This is a genomic window from Parapedobacter pyrenivorans (assembly GCF_014636865.1).
Lineage (GTDB): Bacteria > Bacteroidota > Bacteroidia > Sphingobacteriales > Sphingobacteriaceae > Parapedobacter > Parapedobacter pyrenivorans.
In genome coordinates this window covers 271862-291338 of sequence record NZ_BMER01000003.1, presented here as the reverse complement: position 1 = coordinate 291338, position 19477 = coordinate 271862, and the positions used below count along the sequence as shown (strand labels likewise).

At 52.8% G+C, this 19477-nt stretch carries 12 protein-coding genes; all 12 read left to right on the top strand.

Features of this window, described 5'->3' with window-relative positions; genetic code table 11:
* Positions 1–49: 49 nt before the first annotated feature.
* The 12 genes from IEV98_RS16095 to IEV98_RS16040 all read left to right on the top strand — a co-directional run bounded on the left by IEV98_RS16095 (position 50) and on the right by IEV98_RS16040 (position 19470).
* Entirely contained in the window at positions 50–1090 is a 1041-nt protein-coding gene (locus IEV98_RS16095; protein ID WP_188507045.1) for a hypothetical protein, read from the top strand.
* Positions 1056–3518: a hypothetical protein gene (locus tag IEV98_RS16090; protein ID WP_188507044.1), complete on the top strand. Its 2463-nt coding sequence runs from the start codon at positions 1056–1058 to the stop codon at positions 3516–3518. The genes IEV98_RS16095 and IEV98_RS16090 overlap by 35 nt, the downstream gene beginning before the upstream one ends.
* Positions 3519–3534: 16 nt before the next feature.
* Complete coding sequence (locus IEV98_RS16085) at positions 3535–5859, top strand: WG repeat-containing protein (RefSeq protein ID WP_188507043.1); 2325 nt, start codon at positions 3535–3537, stop codon at positions 5857–5859.
* 27 nt (positions 5860–5886) lie between these two features.
* The gene (locus IEV98_RS16080; RefSeq protein WP_188507042.1) at positions 5887–8424 is read left to right on the top strand and encodes a WG repeat-containing protein; all 2538 of its coding nucleotides are present in this window, start codon (positions 5887–5889) and stop codon (positions 8422–8424) included.
* Positions 8425–8447: 23 nt separating this feature from the next.
* Positions 8448–9029 carry an LOG family protein gene (locus tag IEV98_RS16075; protein ID WP_188507041.1) on the top strand — a complete coding sequence of 194 codons (582 nt, stop codon included), beginning with the start codon at positions 8448–8450 and terminating at the stop codon, positions 9027–9029.
* Positions 9005–9952 (top strand): hypothetical protein, encoded by a 948-nt coding sequence (locus IEV98_RS16070; RefSeq protein WP_188507040.1) that lies wholly within the window; start codon positions 9005–9007, stop codon positions 9950–9952. Before IEV98_RS16075 ends, IEV98_RS16070 begins: the two co-directional genes overlap by 25 nt.
* The gene (locus tag IEV98_RS16065; RefSeq protein ID WP_188507039.1) at positions 9949–10632 is read left to right on the top strand and encodes an ABC transporter ATP-binding protein; all 684 of its coding nucleotides are present in this window, start codon (positions 9949–9951) and stop codon (positions 10630–10632) included. The genes IEV98_RS16070 and IEV98_RS16065 overlap by 4 nt, the downstream gene beginning before the upstream one ends.
* Before the next feature lie 421 nt (positions 10633–11053).
* Entirely contained in the window at positions 11054–13756 is a 2703-nt protein-coding gene (ligD, locus tag IEV98_RS16060) for a DNA ligase D (protein ID WP_188507038.1), read from the top strand.
* 268 nt (positions 13757–14024) lie between these two features.
* Entirely contained in the window at positions 14025–15221 is a 1197-nt protein-coding gene (gene dinB, locus IEV98_RS16055; protein ID WP_188507037.1) for a DNA polymerase IV, read from the top strand.
* Positions 15202–18144, top strand: a complete 2943-nt coding sequence (locus IEV98_RS16050) for a DNA polymerase III subunit alpha (protein ID WP_229738792.1) — start codon at positions 15202–15204, stop codon at positions 18142–18144. Before dinB ends, IEV98_RS16050 begins: the two co-directional genes overlap by 20 nt.
* Before the next feature lie 38 nt (positions 18145–18182).
* On the top strand, positions 18183–18653 hold the full coding sequence (locus IEV98_RS16045; RefSeq protein WP_188507036.1) for a hypothetical protein: 471 nt from the start codon (positions 18183–18185) through the stop codon (positions 18651–18653).
* 10 nt (positions 18654–18663) lie between these two features.
* Positions 18664–19470 (top strand): SOS response-associated peptidase, encoded by an 807-nt coding sequence (locus IEV98_RS16040; RefSeq protein ID WP_188507035.1) that lies wholly within the window; start codon positions 18664–18666, stop codon positions 19468–19470.
* Positions 19471–19477: the final 7 nt, after the last annotated feature.

Below are 19477 nucleotides of genomic sequence, written 5' to 3'. Positions count from 1 at the left end.
CCTGAAATCAGGTATTTGGCGACATGCAGATATCGTGTAACTTTGGCGCATGGATTACCGCAGCTATGTTGCCTTAATTGGGATTGCTTTCGTTTTCCTGCTTTGCACTGCCTGCGATGGCCCTTCTACGCACATGGATACCTCGTTCTATTATTGGAAGACGGTTTATAAGCTCGATAGTGCAGAAGCGGCCGGCCTGCGGAATGTGAGAGCGAAAAGCGTGTTTATCCGGGTGATGGATGTCGACAACCAAGGGCCTCAAGGGGAGGCAATTCCGGTTTCTGCCATCACCTTCGCGGAGCCCGTGCCCGATTCTCTGGCTGTTGTGCCGGTGGTATACATCGTTAATCATGTGCTAAAGGGCTTGTCGCACGGCCAACTGGATACGCTGGCGTCAAACGTGTGCCGGTTCGTAGCGGGAAAGATAAAGCAAGCCGGCAAGCGCGGATTTGACGAACTCCAGGTCGATTGTGATTGGACAACCACAACCAGGGATAATTATTTCGCCCTTTTGGAGGCCATCCGTACCCAGCTCGGCAATTCGGTTCGGTTGACATCGACACTACGACTGCATCAGGTTCGTAATCTTCGGAGCAGCGGTGTCCCACCAGCTGATCGCGTATTGCTGATGTGTTATAACATGGGTAACCTACGGCAACCCGGTGAGCATAACTCGATTCTGGATTTGCATGAGATGAAGACTTACCTCACCGATTTTCTGCAGGAGTACCCGTTGCCCGTAGACATAGCGCTTCCATTGTTCAGCTGGTCGGTGGTGTTCCGCAACGGTGAGTACGCAGGGATCAGTAAACGGTTAAACCCAGCCACCCTTTCGGATACGGTGGTTTTTGCACGGGAGGAACAGTCTTCGCTATACCGCCTGAAGATGGCGCTGCCCGATGCGGGGTTGCGCGAGGGTGATGTAATACGCCGTGAGGAAACCCATTGGAAAGACCTTGCTGCCGCCGCGGATTTTCTGGCCAAGCACAAGCGGAAGGAAAAATTCACATTATTGTTTTATCACTTGGATAACCAAGTGCTTAAGGTATTTTCAGATGAACAACTTCAAGAGATCATGCATCGTTTTTAGCGCGTTCGTAGCAGCCTATTTCGGTGAAATCGCCATCAATATCGCTTGTGGTCCCGCCCCCGATCCGTATGATTATTATGTATCCTATTTCCATAATAACGTGGCGGGTGATGGCTATGTACCTTTCTCGTTTACCAATATGAGTTTTTTATATGAAGAAAGTGAGCCCGAATCCGAGCCACTGATCAACAGCCGCGAATGGGCGGAATATCTGGGCAAACGAGTGGGGGTATACGATGTGGAGCGTGTGATGTACGGCGCCGACAGCGCTACTGATTCAGTTATCTTACGTTACCTAGCTGGAGAAAAGGTACCGTTGCCCGATAGCCTTGCAGAAAACACCTACCTCAAGGGGTTGATGAAAGATGAGCCGGCACGGAACTATTTCCTGTTCGCCAAGGAGTTGGAGCCGTATGCAGCGGTTACCTACCAGTACTCCTGGGATCCCGAACCGAGAGATACCATGGCTAGGGAATGGATGAGTCAGCTTGCCGATAAGGCGCTTCAAAAGGCCGATGAATCTGCGCGGAATGAGTTTATCTACCTCCGGTATGCCTATCAGGCTGCACGGATGTATCATTACTCGGGATCATACGAACGCTGTGTCGAAACTTACAACGACTACATTGCTCCCCTTAAGGATAATTCTGCAGTAAACGGATGGGCACTTGCGCTCAAAGCTGGCGCAACCCGGCGCCTTGGCGAACCCGCTGAAGCGGCCTATCTGTTTTCAAGGGTCTTTATCGCAAGCCCCGAACGAAGGGTGCAAGCTTACAAAAACTTCCACTATATCGACGTGCCGTTCGACGAGGTGCTTTCCCTTGCGCAATCCGACGAAGAACGCGCGGCCATATGGACAATCCGGGGGTTCAACAACGCTGATTTCGATCGGGAGACCATAGCCTCCGTATACGACCTCGCGCCCAAGAGCCTGCTTGTGGGTACCTTGCTTACGCGAGAAATCAATAAATTGGAATCCCAGCTCACCGAGGCATCACACTATTACAACGGGGGATGGTGGACGGACTACTACCGGCTTGATTCCGCCAAGGCAAAAGCTCGTGATCACGCAGCATGGATTGCTGCCTTTTCGCGAAAACTGGCCTCGGAGGGGCGTTATGTCGAGCCGGAGCTGGGTGTGGTAGGCGAGGCATATGTACAGTGGTTGCTAGGCGAGGCTACCGAAGCGGGAGCATTGCTGGCGTCTGTTAAAGTGGGGCGGCTTTCCGACCGGCTGGCCGACCAGTACCGGATCGTCGAACTGTTGGTCAATGTACATCAGCTGACGGTGGCAGATGTAGGGAATGAAGAGGCGATGCTACCGGCATTACAATGGCTGGACCAAAAGCGCAAGGCCGAAACCGAGTTGCTGCTACAACGTTATGGCCGCGAAGAATATTATTGGAAGGCTGCGAGCGATCTCCGGTTCAACCGCACGGCAACCAACCTTTACCAATCGGTATTGGCGCCGCATTATATGCGGCAAAAAGATACGGCCATGGCCGCCTTATTGATGTGGAAAGGGGAGTCTCCCCGGGAAATCGAATATGCTGAAGGACTGTATAGCCGGTTGGGATGGCCAACCCAGGCCTTTTGGCAAGAGCAATTGCAGCCCGCCACGTTGGAACAGTTGGCAACATGGGGGCGGGAAGGTCTTGACCGCCCGTGGGCACCGCTTTTTGCAGCGCGATTGGGCGCCCTTGAATCCGATGAATTCTGGGACTTGCTGGGAACAGCTTACTTGCGGATGCACGATTACCCCGCGGCTTCGAAAGCCTTCGCCCACCTTTCACCGGAGTTTGCGTTGCCTACACCGGTCAATTGGTACAGTGCCGACGAAGATACGCTGTGGCCGGATCCATTTGTGGCCACACTACGGGATTACCCTAAGCGGTTCGGCGGCGAAGCGCTCTCCAAGGCGGAGTTTGCGGAAGCGATGGCCGGTCTGCAACGGAAGATAACGGAAGACCCCCAGCATGCCGCCGAGTATTATTTCCAGTTGGCGAATGGGGTGTATCAAACTGGGGCATTTGGAAATTCCTGGCAGCTGATCAGCTACAGTTGGACAAGCGCGGACAATTACCTAACGGGTGCGTACTACTATTCCGGTGATTTCCATGAAGCCCGGCAGGCAGCCAAGTGGTACCAACAGGCACGGGAGTTGAGCAAAGACCGGGAGTTCCGCGCGAAATGTACCTTTATGCTCGCGAAATGCGAACAGAAATCCTACTTGTTTGATAGTATCAGTGACTATTACCAGGCAACCTATACGTCGCAGCGCGATCGGCCGGATCCGTTCTGGGTGTTCAGTCAGCAGAACCGGTATTTCAAGGAACTACGTGAGGAGTATTTGGATACGGATTTTATGACCACTGCAGCCGCCGCGTGTACGTATCTGGCTGATTTTATTGCCCCGGATTCCCCATGATTTGTTACGGATACTTATGAGAACAATTCTTTTTACGCTGATTTATTTTCTTTTTTCCCCTCATCATTCCTTGTTTGCCCAAAACAATTCGCAAGCAACGCCACCGTTACTTTTTGATGCCATAGGTTTCTCCGACCGATCACCCTTCCTGAAAGTCCGGAAAGACGGCGTAGAACAATACCTCCATCCCTACGGGCTGCAACTTGTCGATGAAATCGAAGAAAGCAGCGGTGGATTATTTGAAGTGGTAGTGGGCGATGCTTACGGTGTGCTCGATGCGGCGGGCAACGTGGTCGCTGATTTCAAATATGACGAGGTATCGCTCCAGACCGACTATGATAACCAATGGTATGCAGGTATTCCGTATAATTATAGGTTCATTCTTACCAAGCTAGATGGCCGGTACGGTGTTGTTGATGCAGCCGGCAACGAAATTGCACCACCCCAATACGAAGAAATCACGATTATCGATAGCCTATCTATCGCGTTCAGGCAGGGCGGCAAGTGGGGTTGGCTGGACGCCCGCAATGGTGAGATCCTCCAGCCGCCTCACTACGAACGTGCAACGCGGAGCTACCTGCTTCCGGGCGCCGTGGAAATACAGCAAGACGATAAGGAGGGTTTGGCGTTGCGTGACGGACGGGTACTCATCGCCCCGGAATATGATTACCTCCGGGATTTCCGTTTGCCGGGAAAGCAATTGATTTTCTTTTCGAAGGCCGGCCAAGCAGGGTTACTGGATACAGCCGGCAAGATGGTCTTGCCCGCGCAATTCGAGAATCTTGATGCAATTGGCGATCCGAATGTTGTGAAGTTCAAAAAAGGTGATGGTGTAGGTCTATGGCATATCAAGGAAGCGCGTGTTGTACTGGAAGGTTTTACAGGTATTGATGACTTCGTAGTGGGAAACAGCATCGCTCGTAGAGGGCAAGGGTACGGCGTGGTCCAAGCGAACGGGAACGTATTGCTTCGTCCGGAGTACGACCGGATCGTTTTTGTGGATGCCAAGGGCCATTACCTAAGTAGTAATGCTGTGTCCATCGCAATGCCTGCAATGGGTGGCTCGTCGGCAGGTAAACAGCAAAGTGCGGTTCCCGACTTCGTCGAACCCTATTTTATGATGGTTACCAAGGGAGGTAAACAAGGTGTCTTGGATTGGAGCGGTAACGTGGTGATCCCTGCAGAGTACCGTTACATCGAATTGCTATTCAAGGCCGGCAAACCCTATTTCCAGGTGTATCAGCAAGAACGTTATGGCTTGTTTAATGGGGCGGGGAAGCAGATTCTGCCATTTGAATACGCGTATGATGAGTATCTAGGAATGAATTACTATCCGCAAAGCAGTGATTATGCCCAAAATCAAATCATACCCTTAACCAAAGACAATCGCATTGGGCTTTATCATGCAGGGCTAGCTAAAATCATGCTACCGGTAGCCCACGAGTACGTTGTGTGGAACGGGTTTGATCAGGTCAGTGCCCGGCGCAGCATCGGAGCGGGGAGTTACAACTCGGAAACGGCTCTTTACGACGGTGAGGGGCATTTTATCCGACCTTACGAAGAAAGCATCAGCTATGTTGCGGTAGCCGCCGACCGGATTGTGGAGACCTGGATGGTGGATGGGCAATGGCGTAATCGCTTGGTGGATGCTGCCGGGAAAACCATCTACGAAAACAATGGATGGGGAGAATTCAGAAGCAACAGTGTCACACAACTGCTCCTACCGAAGGATACCATATTGGATGCAGGCTACCGGAATGGTTTATTAAAAATTCGAGGCAACGAAGATAATCTTTTCATCGATAAGGATGGCGTCGAAAAGCGCTTTTCGGACTATGAGTCTGTGGGCGACTTTTACGACGACAGGGCGGTGGCCATGGTTTACGAAACCCCATTGGAGGCTGATGAGACTATCGGTTCGGCACGCGATAAGGAACGGCTTGGTATCATCAATAGTCGGGGGGAAGTGGTGCTGCCGCTCGTGTATGAGCGCATGGAGGCAATCTATGGCATACCAGAATTACTGAAAGTAATGCAAAACGGCAAGTGGGGTGTGGTCACGAAAAAAGGTGCGGTGATTATGGAAGCCACCTACGATGATATTCGTTTTTCATCAAGTTCCAAAGCATTTGTAAACATCATCAAAAATGAAAAGCAGGGGATAGCCAACCGGGACGGGACATTATTGGTGCCACCGGTTTACGAACAAATCCATACCGATAATAATTCGTTCGGGGCAGAAGTACCCCTTTTTATGGTTTTCGATGGGGAATGGTACCAGTTTGTGGATGAGAAAGGTGAATTGTTGACCTTCAGAACCAAAACCCGCTTGGGTTATTGAATGAGTTGAGCTATGACGATTTTAACTATGAAACTTTTATTGCCGTTTTTCTTTGCTTTATGTTGCTTGGGTGTCGCTGCCCAAGAAGTGGTGGAGGTGCCGCGATCAACTGCCAATCCGGATAAGAGAATCGCGAGCCAGTTTTCAAGTGGATTTGCCGCTGTACAGGTCAACGGAAAGTTATTTTACATTGATACCCTGGGCAAAAAGGCATTTGACAGTATCGATGAGCAGGATGCCGCAAAATTGGGCAATGAGCACAGCATAAACGAATACGAATCCCACCGCCTTCAATACCCGGAGGCTATGCCCAAGCCGGTGGTAAAAGTCTGGAAAGATGGCAGCGCGGGGTTGCTGACCCCGAATGGTGCATGGCTATTACCCACGGAGTATGCCGATATTGACGTCCGGTTTCCCGAGGCATGGAAGGTGAGGCAGCAAGGCAAAGAATCTTACTATGGGAAAGCAGGGTTATTATTGCCATTTTTTGATGAAGTAGGCTACCTCGATGGCGAGCATTTCGATGTGAGGGATGGCGATCGGTGGGGTATATATAGCTATGACGCTAAAAAAATGGTGGTACCCATGGTGTATGAAAAGTTTGATTACTGTGGTGGCTGTGGCCGGAAACCAGCTTATGTGTATGCCCAAAGTGAGGGGAAATGGGGTGTCGTTGATTTTCGCGGCAAGGTACTTATTGATTTTGAATACGATCATGAACATTGGGGCATGCGTGGTGACGAGTGGGTACAATCCTTCGCCAAGGATGGCCAAAAGCTATTGATCCATATCCCCACCCGTAGCACATATCCACTAACAACTGATGCGCGTTATCAATTTTTGCCGGGGAGCATGTTGGCCTATGCCAAGGGGGGCAAATTCGGCATCATCGATAAAAACGGGCAGCAGTGCCTACCAGCTGAATATGACAGCATCCATTTACCCAATGATGACAACTACCTAGGTTACAGCGGTTCTTATACACTCATCGAAAAGTCGGGCAAAAAGGGTGTATTCCGCGATGGAGCGGTGCTTTTCCAGCCAGAGTGGGATGAAGTGATGGTTTACGATGATTTTTTTGTGCTTACCAAGGACGGAAAATCATCACTTTGGGATGCCGGTAAACGTCAATTGGTACCTCCTTCGTTTTCGGAAATTATGCACTTAAACGATTATTTCTATTCATCTGGCAGCAAAGGCATTACTGTTTTTAAACTCAAGGACAGGGCTTTGTACGGCTTGTACTTCACCGAAACGGACGCCTTGGTCAAACCGGCATACCATTCCATCGAATTGGTAGACAGGGATGAAAGCGAAGGGGAGGAGGTCATTGAATGCACTCGCCAAGGCAGAAAGGCACTCTACAGCTTACAGGGAGAAGAACTTTTGCCGCTGCATTACCACGATTGGGACCCGTGGTACGACTCCGGAACGCTGCTCCAGGTACAATTGAATGATAAATTGGGGCTATACGATTGGCGACAAAGGAAGGAAGTACTTCCCTGTGCGTATGACCATTTGGAGCGACTGGATAAATCCAACTATGTGGTGTCGGAAGTAGGTGACTACGGTAGCCGGACAAAGGAAATACGGAATGAAAAGGGTGAGGTCTTATTAAACGACCAGTACAACAATGTAGAAGCCGTAGGGGATGGCTGGTATTTGCTAACGGCCGATGGCAACGTTGGTCTCGGTGCGCAATTATTCAATAGCCAAACCGGTACCATACAGGGGATGGAATGGACGTATGTTTGGAACCTGGAAACCCCAAACCTTCTGCTGGTCTCACAGGATGGCCAGACAGGGTCGTTGTACGATGTTGCAAAGGCCAACTTACTGGATGGAAAATATGATGTGTCCAACTATTCGGATCCTTATGCGGCAGCGGAAGGTACGGATACGCCTTATCCCTTGTTATTGCAATTCCAGCACGGCATTGCGGCGATCAGGGCGGGTAATAAAATCGGCTTTGTGGATAGCTTGGGGCGGCAGTTCATTGCACCGCAATATGATGCCGTAACGCTCTTCAATACGAATGGTGTCGCCGCCGTGGCAAAGCTGCGATCGGTAACGGATGCTTGGGGTAGGCAGGTCGATCGGCTGACCTATCGATTTGTAGCTAGTAGTGGAGCTACGCTTTCAAAGGTTGAGTACCCAGCCTTGTCAGCCTATTTTTTAGACCTCGATTTTTTCCTGGGTGATTACTTGATTATACGAAAGGAATCCCCGGAAGGGAGCGGCGTATTGATGGGATTGGAAGACCGTCATGGGAATACGATCCTCAATCCGGAATACAATACCATCGACATATTGAATGGCGGCCAGTATTTCCTATTACAGCAGGGGCAACGTTTTGGCATTGCCGATAAAGGCGGGAAAATCGTGCTTCCGGTAAAATTTGAAAACATGCTCATCAATCGGTACGCGTTGGGCAACGAGTTGATATTCCCGTTGCTCTGCAAGCAACCATCGGGATGGATGTATTACACGAGGGAGGGATACACGCTTACGGTAGCAGGGATGACCGATTCGGACGTGTTTGAAATCAATCAGTCAATTTGGTAAATTTGCGTAAAAAGTATAGGCTGATGAATAGCATAGTCATTTTCTGCGGTTCGAGTAAGGGGACTGAACGTATTTATGAGGAACAGGCTTACTTGCTGGGCAAAACGTTGGCGGATTTGGGGATTGGCTTGGTGTATGGTGGGGCCAAGGTAGGGCTTATGGGGGCAGTAGCCGACGGTGCATTGCAACATGGCGGCCGGGTGATTGGCGTGCTGCCTTATTTCTTGCAAACCAAGGAAATTGCGCATGATAGCCTCACGGAGCTCATCCTGGTCGATACGATGCACGAACGGAAAACGAAGATGAATCAGCTCAGCGATGGGGTTATTGCATTGCCGGGTGGTTTCGGTACGCTCGAAGAGTTGTTCGAGATGCTCACCTGGGGCCAATTGGGATTGCATCAGAAGCCCATGGGACTGTTGAATACGGATGGATTCTACGACGAACTGATTGCGCTTGCGCGGCACATGGTTGATAAGGGGTTCCTGAAAGAAATCAATCAGCAGATGCTGTTGTGGAGTGCAGATATCCAGGATTTGCTTAATCAGATGCGTAATTATCAACCCCCTGCCGTGGGTAAATGGATTACCCAAGAAGCCACTTGATGACTGCCTTGTTTTATTTCTTTCACGTACAGGTCAAAAGAATGCACCGTACCATCGGAGACTGGGGGGTAAATCCTTGGTTGGTGTATGTCGGTGCACCGCTGCTATTTGCAGGCGGTTCGGTTGGTTTGTTCTCACGGACCCCGTATGCCCCCTGGATTTATGTGGGTATTGCCGCTGCTGTACTCCTTCAGCTAAGCAGCTCGGCACGGCTTCGTTTTCTCCAACAGGTCTTCGATCGGCTGATATATTGGCGTATCCGTTTGCTCGAAAATATGCTGGCGGTCGTGCCATTCATACTATTTTTACTGTACCGCGGTGAATTGTGGTTTGTTTTTGGCCTCTTGGCGCTGGCGTTAGCTGTATTGCCGCTCCGCATTGGTACAAATGGAATGGCCGCACTGCCTACACCGTTCTCGAAGCATCCTTTTGAGTTTGCCGTGGGTTTCAGAAGCTCCGTCGGTATGTTATTCATTGCCTATATACTGATGATCATTGGTATTTACGTAGGCAACGGGAATCTGGGGATAGCGATGTTACTGTTGGTGGTATTCGTATGCGCCAATTATTATTCGTGGAGCGAACCCGCGTTGTATGTTTGGGTTTACCGGTTGACACCCCGATCCTTTCTTGGTATGAAAGTGAGAACGGCTTTTCTGCACCTCACTGTCGTGCTTCTTCCAATGGTGCTTGCTATCGGGTGCTTTTTTCCGGATGACTGGCTTTTGGTATTGGCGATGTCGGTAGCCGGATATGGCTATCTTACCCTGGCCGTCTTGGCCAAGTATGCAGCTTTTCCACGGATCGTCAGTATTCCACGGGGTATTTTTATGGTAGCGTCATTCGTGTTTCCGCCATTAATGCTCGTTTCTATACCGTATTTTTTCCGACACGCAAAAAATAATATCGCATTGATTCTATGAATGTTGATGTCTATCAATTAACGAAATCATTTGGTAGGGATGAGGTGCTTAACGGCATCGATTTGGATTTCCGTACCGGACGAGTTTACGGCCTCGTGGGGCGAAACGGGGCGGGGAAAACCACCCTGTTCAATTGCCTGGCAGGGCTGGAAAAACACGGGGGCAAGGTGATTGCTGAAGGGGGGATATTGAAAGACCGACTTGGGTTTTTGCAAACCGAACCCTATTTTCCGTCGAAGCTCACTGGGCGCGAGTATTTACGGTTGTTCTGCAAAGCGCGTGGGGTACCGGATGAAGGCCTGGACGAACGGAATGTGTTCGACCTTCCACTCGATCGATATGCGCAGCAATACTCTACCGGCATGAAGAAAAAGCTCGGTCTCTTGGCTATCCTTTTGCAGCAGAACGATTTCTTTATCCTTGATGAGCCCTTCAACGGGGTGGACATCCATAGCGCATTATTGATTACGGAGATTATCCGACGGTTGAAAAGCGAAAAAAAGACCGTTTTGATTTCTTCGCATATCTTCTCAACCCTCAGGGACACGTGCGACGTTATCCATGTGTTGGACGGCGGGAAAATAATGGAAACCATCGGACAGGAAGATTTCGAGCGGCTGGAGCAGGATATGACTGCTTTTGCTGTCGGAAACCGGTTGGATGTGCTTCGTTTTAGCTAAATTCCTGTATTTGCACAGGATAGCGTTCGCCTACTATTTTAATATCTGCTAATGCGGTATTTATTTTAGTTAACTCTTCATTAGAAAAGGAAATATTTATTGTTCCTATGTTTTCCTGCAAACGGTGCAATTTTGATGTGCCTGGAATAGGGACAATGAACGGTTTCTGTGCCAATAAACCCTGTAAGATTGTGCAGCATTGGCAATCTGAACATATAAGATTGTCTGTTAAAATTTCCAGGTTTTTTGTCAGACTTCCAAAATTACCTTCTTGGTGGTCCGGTAATGAGTGCTAAACGGATCAGGCAGGGGAATCCCTTCGGCGAAAACTGAATTTACGTTCGTTATAAGTCTTTCTACTTACGTGACTGGAACTTTACTGGCGATCCATTGTTTACACTGTAACAGCAATGAGCAGGATATGGCACTTTCCACCTATAACAAGAAGCGCAGTTTTGACAACACCCCAGAACCCAAAGGCGGTAAACCCAAAGAGGAACAGCTTCGTTTCGTGGTGCAAAAGCACAAAGCATCGCGCTTGCATTATGATTTTAGACTGGAAATCCGGGGTGCACTAAAAAGCTGGGCGGTACCCAAAGGCCCTTCTCTGAATCCCGAAGACAAGCGTTTGGCGATGGAAGTTGAAGACCATCCCAATGACTATAAGGATTTTGAGGGCATTATACCCAAAGGTAATTACGGAGCCGGAACAGTGATTGTTTGGGACGAAGGTACGTATGAGCCGCTCGATGCCGACGGCGACAAAAAGGCGATGGAAAAAGCGCTGATGAAGCAGTGGCGGGACGGTTCGCTCAAGTTCAAGCTGAAAGGCAAAAAGCTTAAAGGTGAATTTGCGCTTGTCAAAATGAAAGGCAAGGAAGACAATGCCTGGCTATTGATCAAGCATAAGGATAAATATGCCGCCGATGAGGATGTCACCTTAAAGGATAAATCCGTCGTATCCCGGAAGACACTCGAACAGGTCACCAAGGCCGGTGGGGAGACTTCCCAAGCGAGTAACGCTACGAAAAGAAATACGAAGAAGCCCCGAACGGTTAAAGTCGCACAAAACGCCGGAGTTAAGAAAGCGGTTGAAAAGCAGATTGATCCCACGGAGGCTGAAATCCCGCAAACTGAAGTGGACGTGGAAGCAGTGCTTCAGAAAGCAAAAAAGGCGCCGTTCCCCAAAAGTTTATCACCCATGCTCGCCACGCTTGTCGATGAGCCATTTGATGATCCCGGCTGGGAATACGAGGTGAAGTGGGACGGATACCGCGCAGTCGCTTTCATGAATGGGAAATCAGTGTCGCTGAAGTCCCGCAACGACAAAACCTTTGCCGATAAATTCTATCCCGTGTTCGAGGCTGTGCGCAACTGGAAAGTAAAGGCAGTCGTTGACGGCGAGATCGTCGCGGTGAACGAAAACGGCGTTTCCAATTTCAATAAGTTGCAGAATTGGCGAAGTGAAGACGACGGCCAGCTGCTTTTCTATGTTTTTGACATACTCTGGTTTAACGGCAAGAATCTGATGACGTTGCCATTGTCCGAGCGGAAAGCAGTGCTTGCTACCCTGATCCCGAGGGACGACAGGGTGATCCGCAGTGGATACAGCGTTGCCGATAAAGGGATCCAATTTTTTGATGCGGCGACCAAGCTGCACCTTGAAGGTATTATTGCCAAACGGTCCGATAGCCGTTATTATCCAGGTGACCGTTCAAAGGATTGGCTGAAAGTTAAAGCACAGAAACGGCAGGAGGTGGTTATCGGTGGATATACACGCAACAAAGGTTCATCCAAACTATTCTCCTCCTTGCTGCTCGGCGTTTTTGATGGGGAGAAGTTCAACTACGTCGGCAAGGTCGGTACCGGATTCAAGGATAGCGAACAGCGGGAAATGGTCAAAATGTTCGAGCCGCTCGTAAGAAAAACCAATCCCTTCACGGAAAAGCCCGACTATAATAAGCCCTCGCGCTTCAGGCCTAACCCGCCGGATGCAACAGCTACGTGGCTCCGTCCGGAACTGGTATGTGAGATTCACTATACCGAAGTTACAGAAGACGGGGTATTCAGGCACCCAGCTTTCATTGCCATGCGGGAAGATAAGCATGCCAAATCCGTGGTGGCTGAAAAGGAAATACCCGTGCAAAAAGTCGTCGACGATAAGGAGGGTTCGCCCCGTATCGTCAAGGCGCCCGTGAACGACGGAAAGCGTACACTCGTGAACCCTTCGGAAAGTACGCAAGTTAGAAAGGTCAATGGAAACGAGCTGAAATTCACCAATGTCAAAAAGGTACTTTGGCCGGATGAAGGGTACACCAAAGGCGACATGCTGAACTATTATTGGCAGGTTGCCAAATATATCCTCCCTTACCTGAAAGACCGGCCCCAATCGCTTAACCGTTTTCCAAACGGAATAAAGGGCAAGAGCTTTTACCAGAAAGACGTGACCGGAAAGGTACCTGCGTGGGTAGAAAAGTATCCGTATAAAACGGAAGGCAAACGCAAGCACTTCATGCTCTGCAATAATGAAGCGGCACTGCTGTACATGGCAAACCTTGCAGCCATCGAAATGAATCCCTGGAGCAGTACGGTCAGCAAACCCGATAATCCCACCTGGTGCCTGCTTGACCTCGACCCCGATAAGACCAATACCTTTGAGCAGGTCATCGAAGTGGCCCGTGCCATCCGGGAACTGCTGGACGATATGAAAGTACCTTCCTATTGCAAAACCTCGGGGTCAACCGGCTTGCACGTGTATATACCGCTAGGAGCTAAGTATACCTACGATCAGTCGCAATTATTTGCCAGATGGGTTGCCGCACAGGTCGATTCCCTATTTGATTTTACCAGTATCGTGCGGATGACCGATAAAAGGAAAGGAAAAGTATACATTGATTTCCTCCAGAACCGCCCTTCTGCAACCCTTGCAGCGCCCTATTCGCTTCGTCCGAAACCCGGCGCTACCGTTTCCATGCCCTTACATTGGGAGGAGGTAAAGAAGGGGCTTAAGATGTCGGATTTTACCATCGCAAACGCTGTAGAACGCGTAAAATCAGAAGGTGACCTGTTCAAACCAGTGCTGGGAAAAGGCATCGATCTCAAGAAAATACTTGCCAGTTTGTAGCGCAGAAAAACCAAAAGAACAAGTAGCCGAATATTACGCAATAGAGATATAGAAGCGATTTAGCGAAATTCGCTACGTGTTCAAATAATATATTAAATAGCTGTTCCATATTTCAGTTTATTAGAAAGGCCCACCGGTGGTCGATTGTCCCTGCAAATTTTTTCCGCCAATCAACCAGCGCGTTAGCACGGTGCGGCGGCGCAGTGCTTGCTAAATCCGATTGTCTTGCCGAGGTTTGTATTTACTAAATATATTAGTTAAATTCAACATGGAGCGTCACGTGGTGCATTGCGATCTGGATACGTTCTTCGTATCGGTGGAGCGGCTGCTGAATAGCAGCCTGTCGGGCAAGCCCGTGTTGATCGGGGGCGGCAGCGACAGGGGGGTAGTGGCCTCGTGCAGCTACGAGGCCCGGCGGTTCGGCGTCCACAGCGCCATGCCCATGCGGCTGGCCCTGCGGCTGTGCCCCGAGGCGGTGGTGGTGCGGGGCGACCACGACCTGTATAGCCGGTACTCGGGCATCGTCACCGAAATCATCGAAGAGATTACCCCCGTTGTCGAAAAGGCCAGCATCGACGAGCACTACCTGGATATCACCGGCATGGACCGCTACTTTGGCTGCTGGAAATGGACGCAGGAATTGCGGCAACGCATCATCAACGAAACCGGGCTGCCCATCTCGTTCGGCCTGTCGGTCAACAAAACGGTAAGCAAGATCGCCACCGGCGAGGCCAAGCCCTGCGGCGAAAGGGAAGTGCAGGGCGGCGCCGAGCGGCCCTTCCTCGCCCCGCTGTCCATCCGCAAAATCCCCATGGTGGGCGAAAAGTCCTATACGCTGCTGCGCAATATGGGCATCCACCGCATCGGCACGGTGCAGCGGATGGAAGCGCCAACCATGCGGCGCGTGCTCGGCGAAAACGGCGTCGCCATCTGGCGCAAGGCCAACGGGCTGGACGATGCACCCGTGGTGCCCTTCCGCGAGCAGAAGTCCATGAGCAAAGAGACCACTTTCCAGCAGGATACCATCGACGTGGATATGCTGCGGCGGGTGCTCGCCGGCATGGTCGATGCCCTGGCGTTCGAGCTGCGGCGCGAAAAGAAGCTCACCGGCTGCGTCACCCTCAAGATACGGTACAGCAATTTCGACACCCACACCCAGCAGCTGCGCATCCCGTACACCAATTCCGACCGCACGCTCACCGCCAAGGTGGGCGAGCTGTTCAAAAAGCTTTACAGCCGCCGCATGCTCATCCGGCTCATCGGGGTCAGGTTCTCGCACCTCATCCACGGTGCCTACCAGGTAGACCTGTTCAACGACACGCTCGAAGAGGTGAGCCTCATGCAGGCGATGGACCGCATCCGGCTGCGCTACGGCACGGAGGCCATCGTCAAGGGCATCTGCCTGCCCGATGGGATGCCGGCCAAACCGACGAAAGGAGGGCGCCGTGCTGCTCAACGTCCATAGTTACTATTCGCTCCGCTACGGCACGCTCTCGCTGGATGACCTCATCCAGGGCATGATGCACCACGGATACGACACCGCCGTGCTTACCGACATCAACACCACCACCGGGTCGCTGGATTTCCTGAGAAAGGCCCGCGCTGCGGGGCTCACCGCCCTGGCGGGGATGGAATTCCGCAACGGCGACGCGCTGCTGTACATCGGCATCGCGCGCAGCAACGACGGCTTCCGTGCGCTCAACGAATTCCGTACGCGGCACAACCGCGATGGAAGGCCGCTGCCCACGCGCCCCCCCGAACTGGGCGATACCCTCGTCGTGTACCCCTACGGGGCGGTGCCACCCGCAGACCTCCGCGATAACGAATACATCGGCATCCGTCCGCCCGAGCGCAACCGCATCCGCATGGAGCCCGCCGCCCACCTGGAGCGGTATGTCATCCTCGCGCCCGTCACCTTCGCCCCGCCCGATTACAGGCTGCACCGGCAGCTGCGCGCCATCGACCACAACCTGCTCTATTCGCAGCTGGAGCCGCAGATGGTCGCCCCGGAAGACGAGGTATTCATCCCCCGTGCGCAGCTCATGGCGCTGTACCGCGATTTTCCGCAGCTCATCCGCAATACCAACCGGCTGCTGGGGCAGTGCAGCTTCGAGTTCGACTTCCGCACCATGAAAAACAAGCAGACCTTCACCGGCAACCGCTACAACGACCGCCAGCTGCTCAACAAGTACACCAACGACGGCCTGGCCCGCCGGTACGGAAAAAACGACAGGGAAGCCCATGCGCGCGTGGCGCGCGAGCTGGAAATCATCGAGCAGCTCAATTTTTCCAGCTACTTCCTCATCACGGACGATATCTGCCGGTACGCCCGCGGCCGCGATTTCCACTACGTGGGGCGGGGAAGCGGCGCCAATAGCGCGGTGGCCTACTGCCTGGGCATCACCGATGTCGACCCCATCGCACTGCACCTGCCCTTCGAGCGCTTCCTCAACCCCAAGCGGCAGTCGCCCCCCGATTTCGATATCGACTTCAGCTGGAACGAGCGCGACGAGATGTACGACTACATCTTCAACCGCTACCAGTCGGGCCACACCGCCCTGATGGGTGCCATGGGCACGTTCCGCAGCCGCAGCATCCTGCGTGAGCTGGGCAAGGTGTACGGCCTGCCCAAGGGCGATATCGACAGGCTTGTCAACGAGCCCGAGCACCTGCTCAACAAGAACGAGGTCACCAACACCATTCTGTCGGTATACAACCGCATGGCCGATTTCCCCAACCAGCGCACCATCCACGCCAGCGGCGTGCTTATTTCCGAGCTGCCGCTCACCCACTATTCGGCGCTGGACTACCCGCCCAAGGGGCTGCCCACCATGCAGTTCGATATGTACGTGGCCGAAGATATCGGCTTCGAGAAGTTCGACATCCTCAGCCAGCGCGGCATCGGCCACATCAAGGACTGCCGCGAGATCGTGCGGCAGAACACCGGGCAGGTTATCGACACGAACCGCCCCAAGCGGTTCTTCACCGACCCGCAGATCGCCACCCAGCTCAAAAGCGCCAACACCATCGGCTGCTTCTACATCGAGAGCCCCGCCATGCGGCAGCTGCTCACCAAGCTGCGGTGCGACGATTACCTCACGCTGGTGGCCGCCTCGTCCATCATCCGGCCCGGCGTGGCCAGCAGCGGCATGATGGCCGAATACATCCGCCGCCACCACGACCCCGCCACGGTCACCTACCCGCACCCCGTGTTCCGGGAGCAGCTGGAGGAAACCTACGGCGTCATGGTGTACCAGGAAGATGTGATGAAAATCGCCAACGCCTACGGCGGGCTCGACATGGCCGATGCCGACGTCTTAAGGCGCATGATGAGCGGCAAGTACCGCAGCAAGGACCACCTTATCGAAATCGAGGATAAGTTCTTCAGCAACTGCCGGGCCCGCGGCTACGACGAGCAGGTGAGCCGCGAAATCTGGCGGCAGATGGAGAGCTTCGCCGGCTACAGCTTCAACAAGGCCCACTCGGCCAGCTTCGCCGTGGAGAGCTACCAGAGCCTGTACCTCAAAACCTATTTCCCCAGGGAGTTCATGGTGGCCGTGCTCAACAACTACGGCGGCTTCTACAACCGCAAGGTGTACGTCAACGAGGCCAAAAGGGCAGGGGCGAAGGTCCACCTTCCGTGCGTGAACCGCAGCGGCTACCAGGCCACCATCTGCGGCAGCGACATCCACCTCGGCTTCGACTGCCTCCTCAATCTGGAGGAGCGGCTGGCCCGCACCATCCCCGAAGAGCGGCAGCGCAACGGCGAGTACACCGGCCTGGAGCATTTCACCCGGCGCACCGGCGCCACGCTGGAGCAGCTCGTCATCCTCATCCGCACAGGCGCGCTGCGGTTCACCGGTACAGGCAAGAAAGAGCTGCTGTGGGAGGCTCACCTATTGCTATCGTCCGATAAACGGGCGGCCCGGGCGGCCGGCCCGGCATTGTTCGAGTCGTTCAGCACCAAGCCCGTCCTGCCCCCGCTGGAAACCTCACCGGTGGAGGACCACTACGACGAGATGGAGCTCATCGGCTTTGCCGTATCGGGCAGCCTGTTTGACCTGGCCCGGAGCGACTACCGCGGCGACGTCATGGCGGCCGATCTCATGCAGCACGAGGGTAAAACGGTGCGCATGGTGGGCGATTTCGTGGCCGAGAAGACGGTCAGGACCAAGCGCGGCGACTTCATGAAGTTCGGCACTTTCTTCGATGCCGAAGGGGTGTTCTTCGATACCGTGCACTTCCCGCAGACGCTGCAGCGCTATGCCCTGCGCGGCGCGGGGCTGTACCTCATCGAGGGCAAGGTCGTCGCCGAGTTCGGCTGCCCCTCGCTGGAGGTAACCCGCTGCGGCAGGATGCCGCTTAAAAGTGATCCGCGAAGTGAATGATGCTTTGTATATTTGTTTGCCCGTAATGCAAATGGCCCATGTACAACCCCTTCGTTCCGTTCACCGATGCCGTATTCCGGCAAATCCTCAAGGAGGGAACCTACCTCTTCGTCATTCAGCGGTTCAATTGGCCGCTGGTGGAGCCGGGCAAAGGGTTCATGGTTACGGCATATCAAGATACGGGCGGCGCTTATGCCCACGCTTCACAGCTGCATGCAAACGAGGGCAAGCTGCTAGACGCCCGCACCCAGTTGGAAAAAATTCAGCCATTGGTGGCCAAAGGTTCCGGTTATCGCCTGTTCCTGGGTAAGTTCAAGGAAGACAATTGGAAAAGCCGGATGATGAAGTTGTACCGCGACAAAATAATTGCGTACCTTCGTTTCCGTACCCCGTTCAAGGCCAGGGACACCATCGATATCACGTTCTGGCTCGAACACGGCAGGGTACAGGCGACCATCACCAACGGCGAACGAAGCCTCACGGTGCCCGCCGCAGATTTAATCAGTTAAATAATAAACCATGTGCTGGGACATCTCACTCCATTCAGACATCGAAATCGTCAAACGGGCCTTCCCTAAGCTGCGCGATGAGCGCAAGCAGCTCGATATGAACATGTATTACCACGAGAACGTGCAGGCCATCCTGTTCCCGAATTACCCCATCATTTACCGAGATAAGGATTCGGGCGACCTCGCGCTCACCGAAATGGAATGGGGCGTGCTGCCGGGGTACATCCAGGATCCGAAGCAGCAGGCCGACCGCCGGCGCAACATGATCAACATCCGGTCCGAGCGGGTGTTGGAAGACCGCAAATCCTACTGGTACCGCCTGCGCAACCAGCGGTGCCTCATCCCCGTGTCGGGCACCTACGAGCACCGCAAGATCTTGGGCTGGTCTAAGAAGGTGCCTTACTACATCGCCGAGAAAGACCGGGATATTTTCTACATTCCGGGGCTTTACCAATGGCATGAAACGGTGGATGCGGATGGGGTGGTGGAGAAAGTGGGGTCATTCGGGCTGATGACCCGCGCCGCTAATTCCGTGATGCAATACATCCACAACGATGGGCCCAATAAGCACCGCATGCCGCTATTTTTACCGCGCGAATTGGAGCAGCAATGGCTCGATGACATTGCCGAACCGGATATGGCCTCGGTGTTCGCCTTTGAAATCCCCACCGATGAGTTGGCGTATTATCCCGTCTATACACTCCGCGGATATCCCGAGCGCCCGGATGGCAAGCATAGGTATGAGCCGTTTACCTGGGACGGCCTGCCTCCGCTGGGTAACGACGACCCGAAATCCGTGCAGGGTGTGTTGTTTTAAGGGCGGC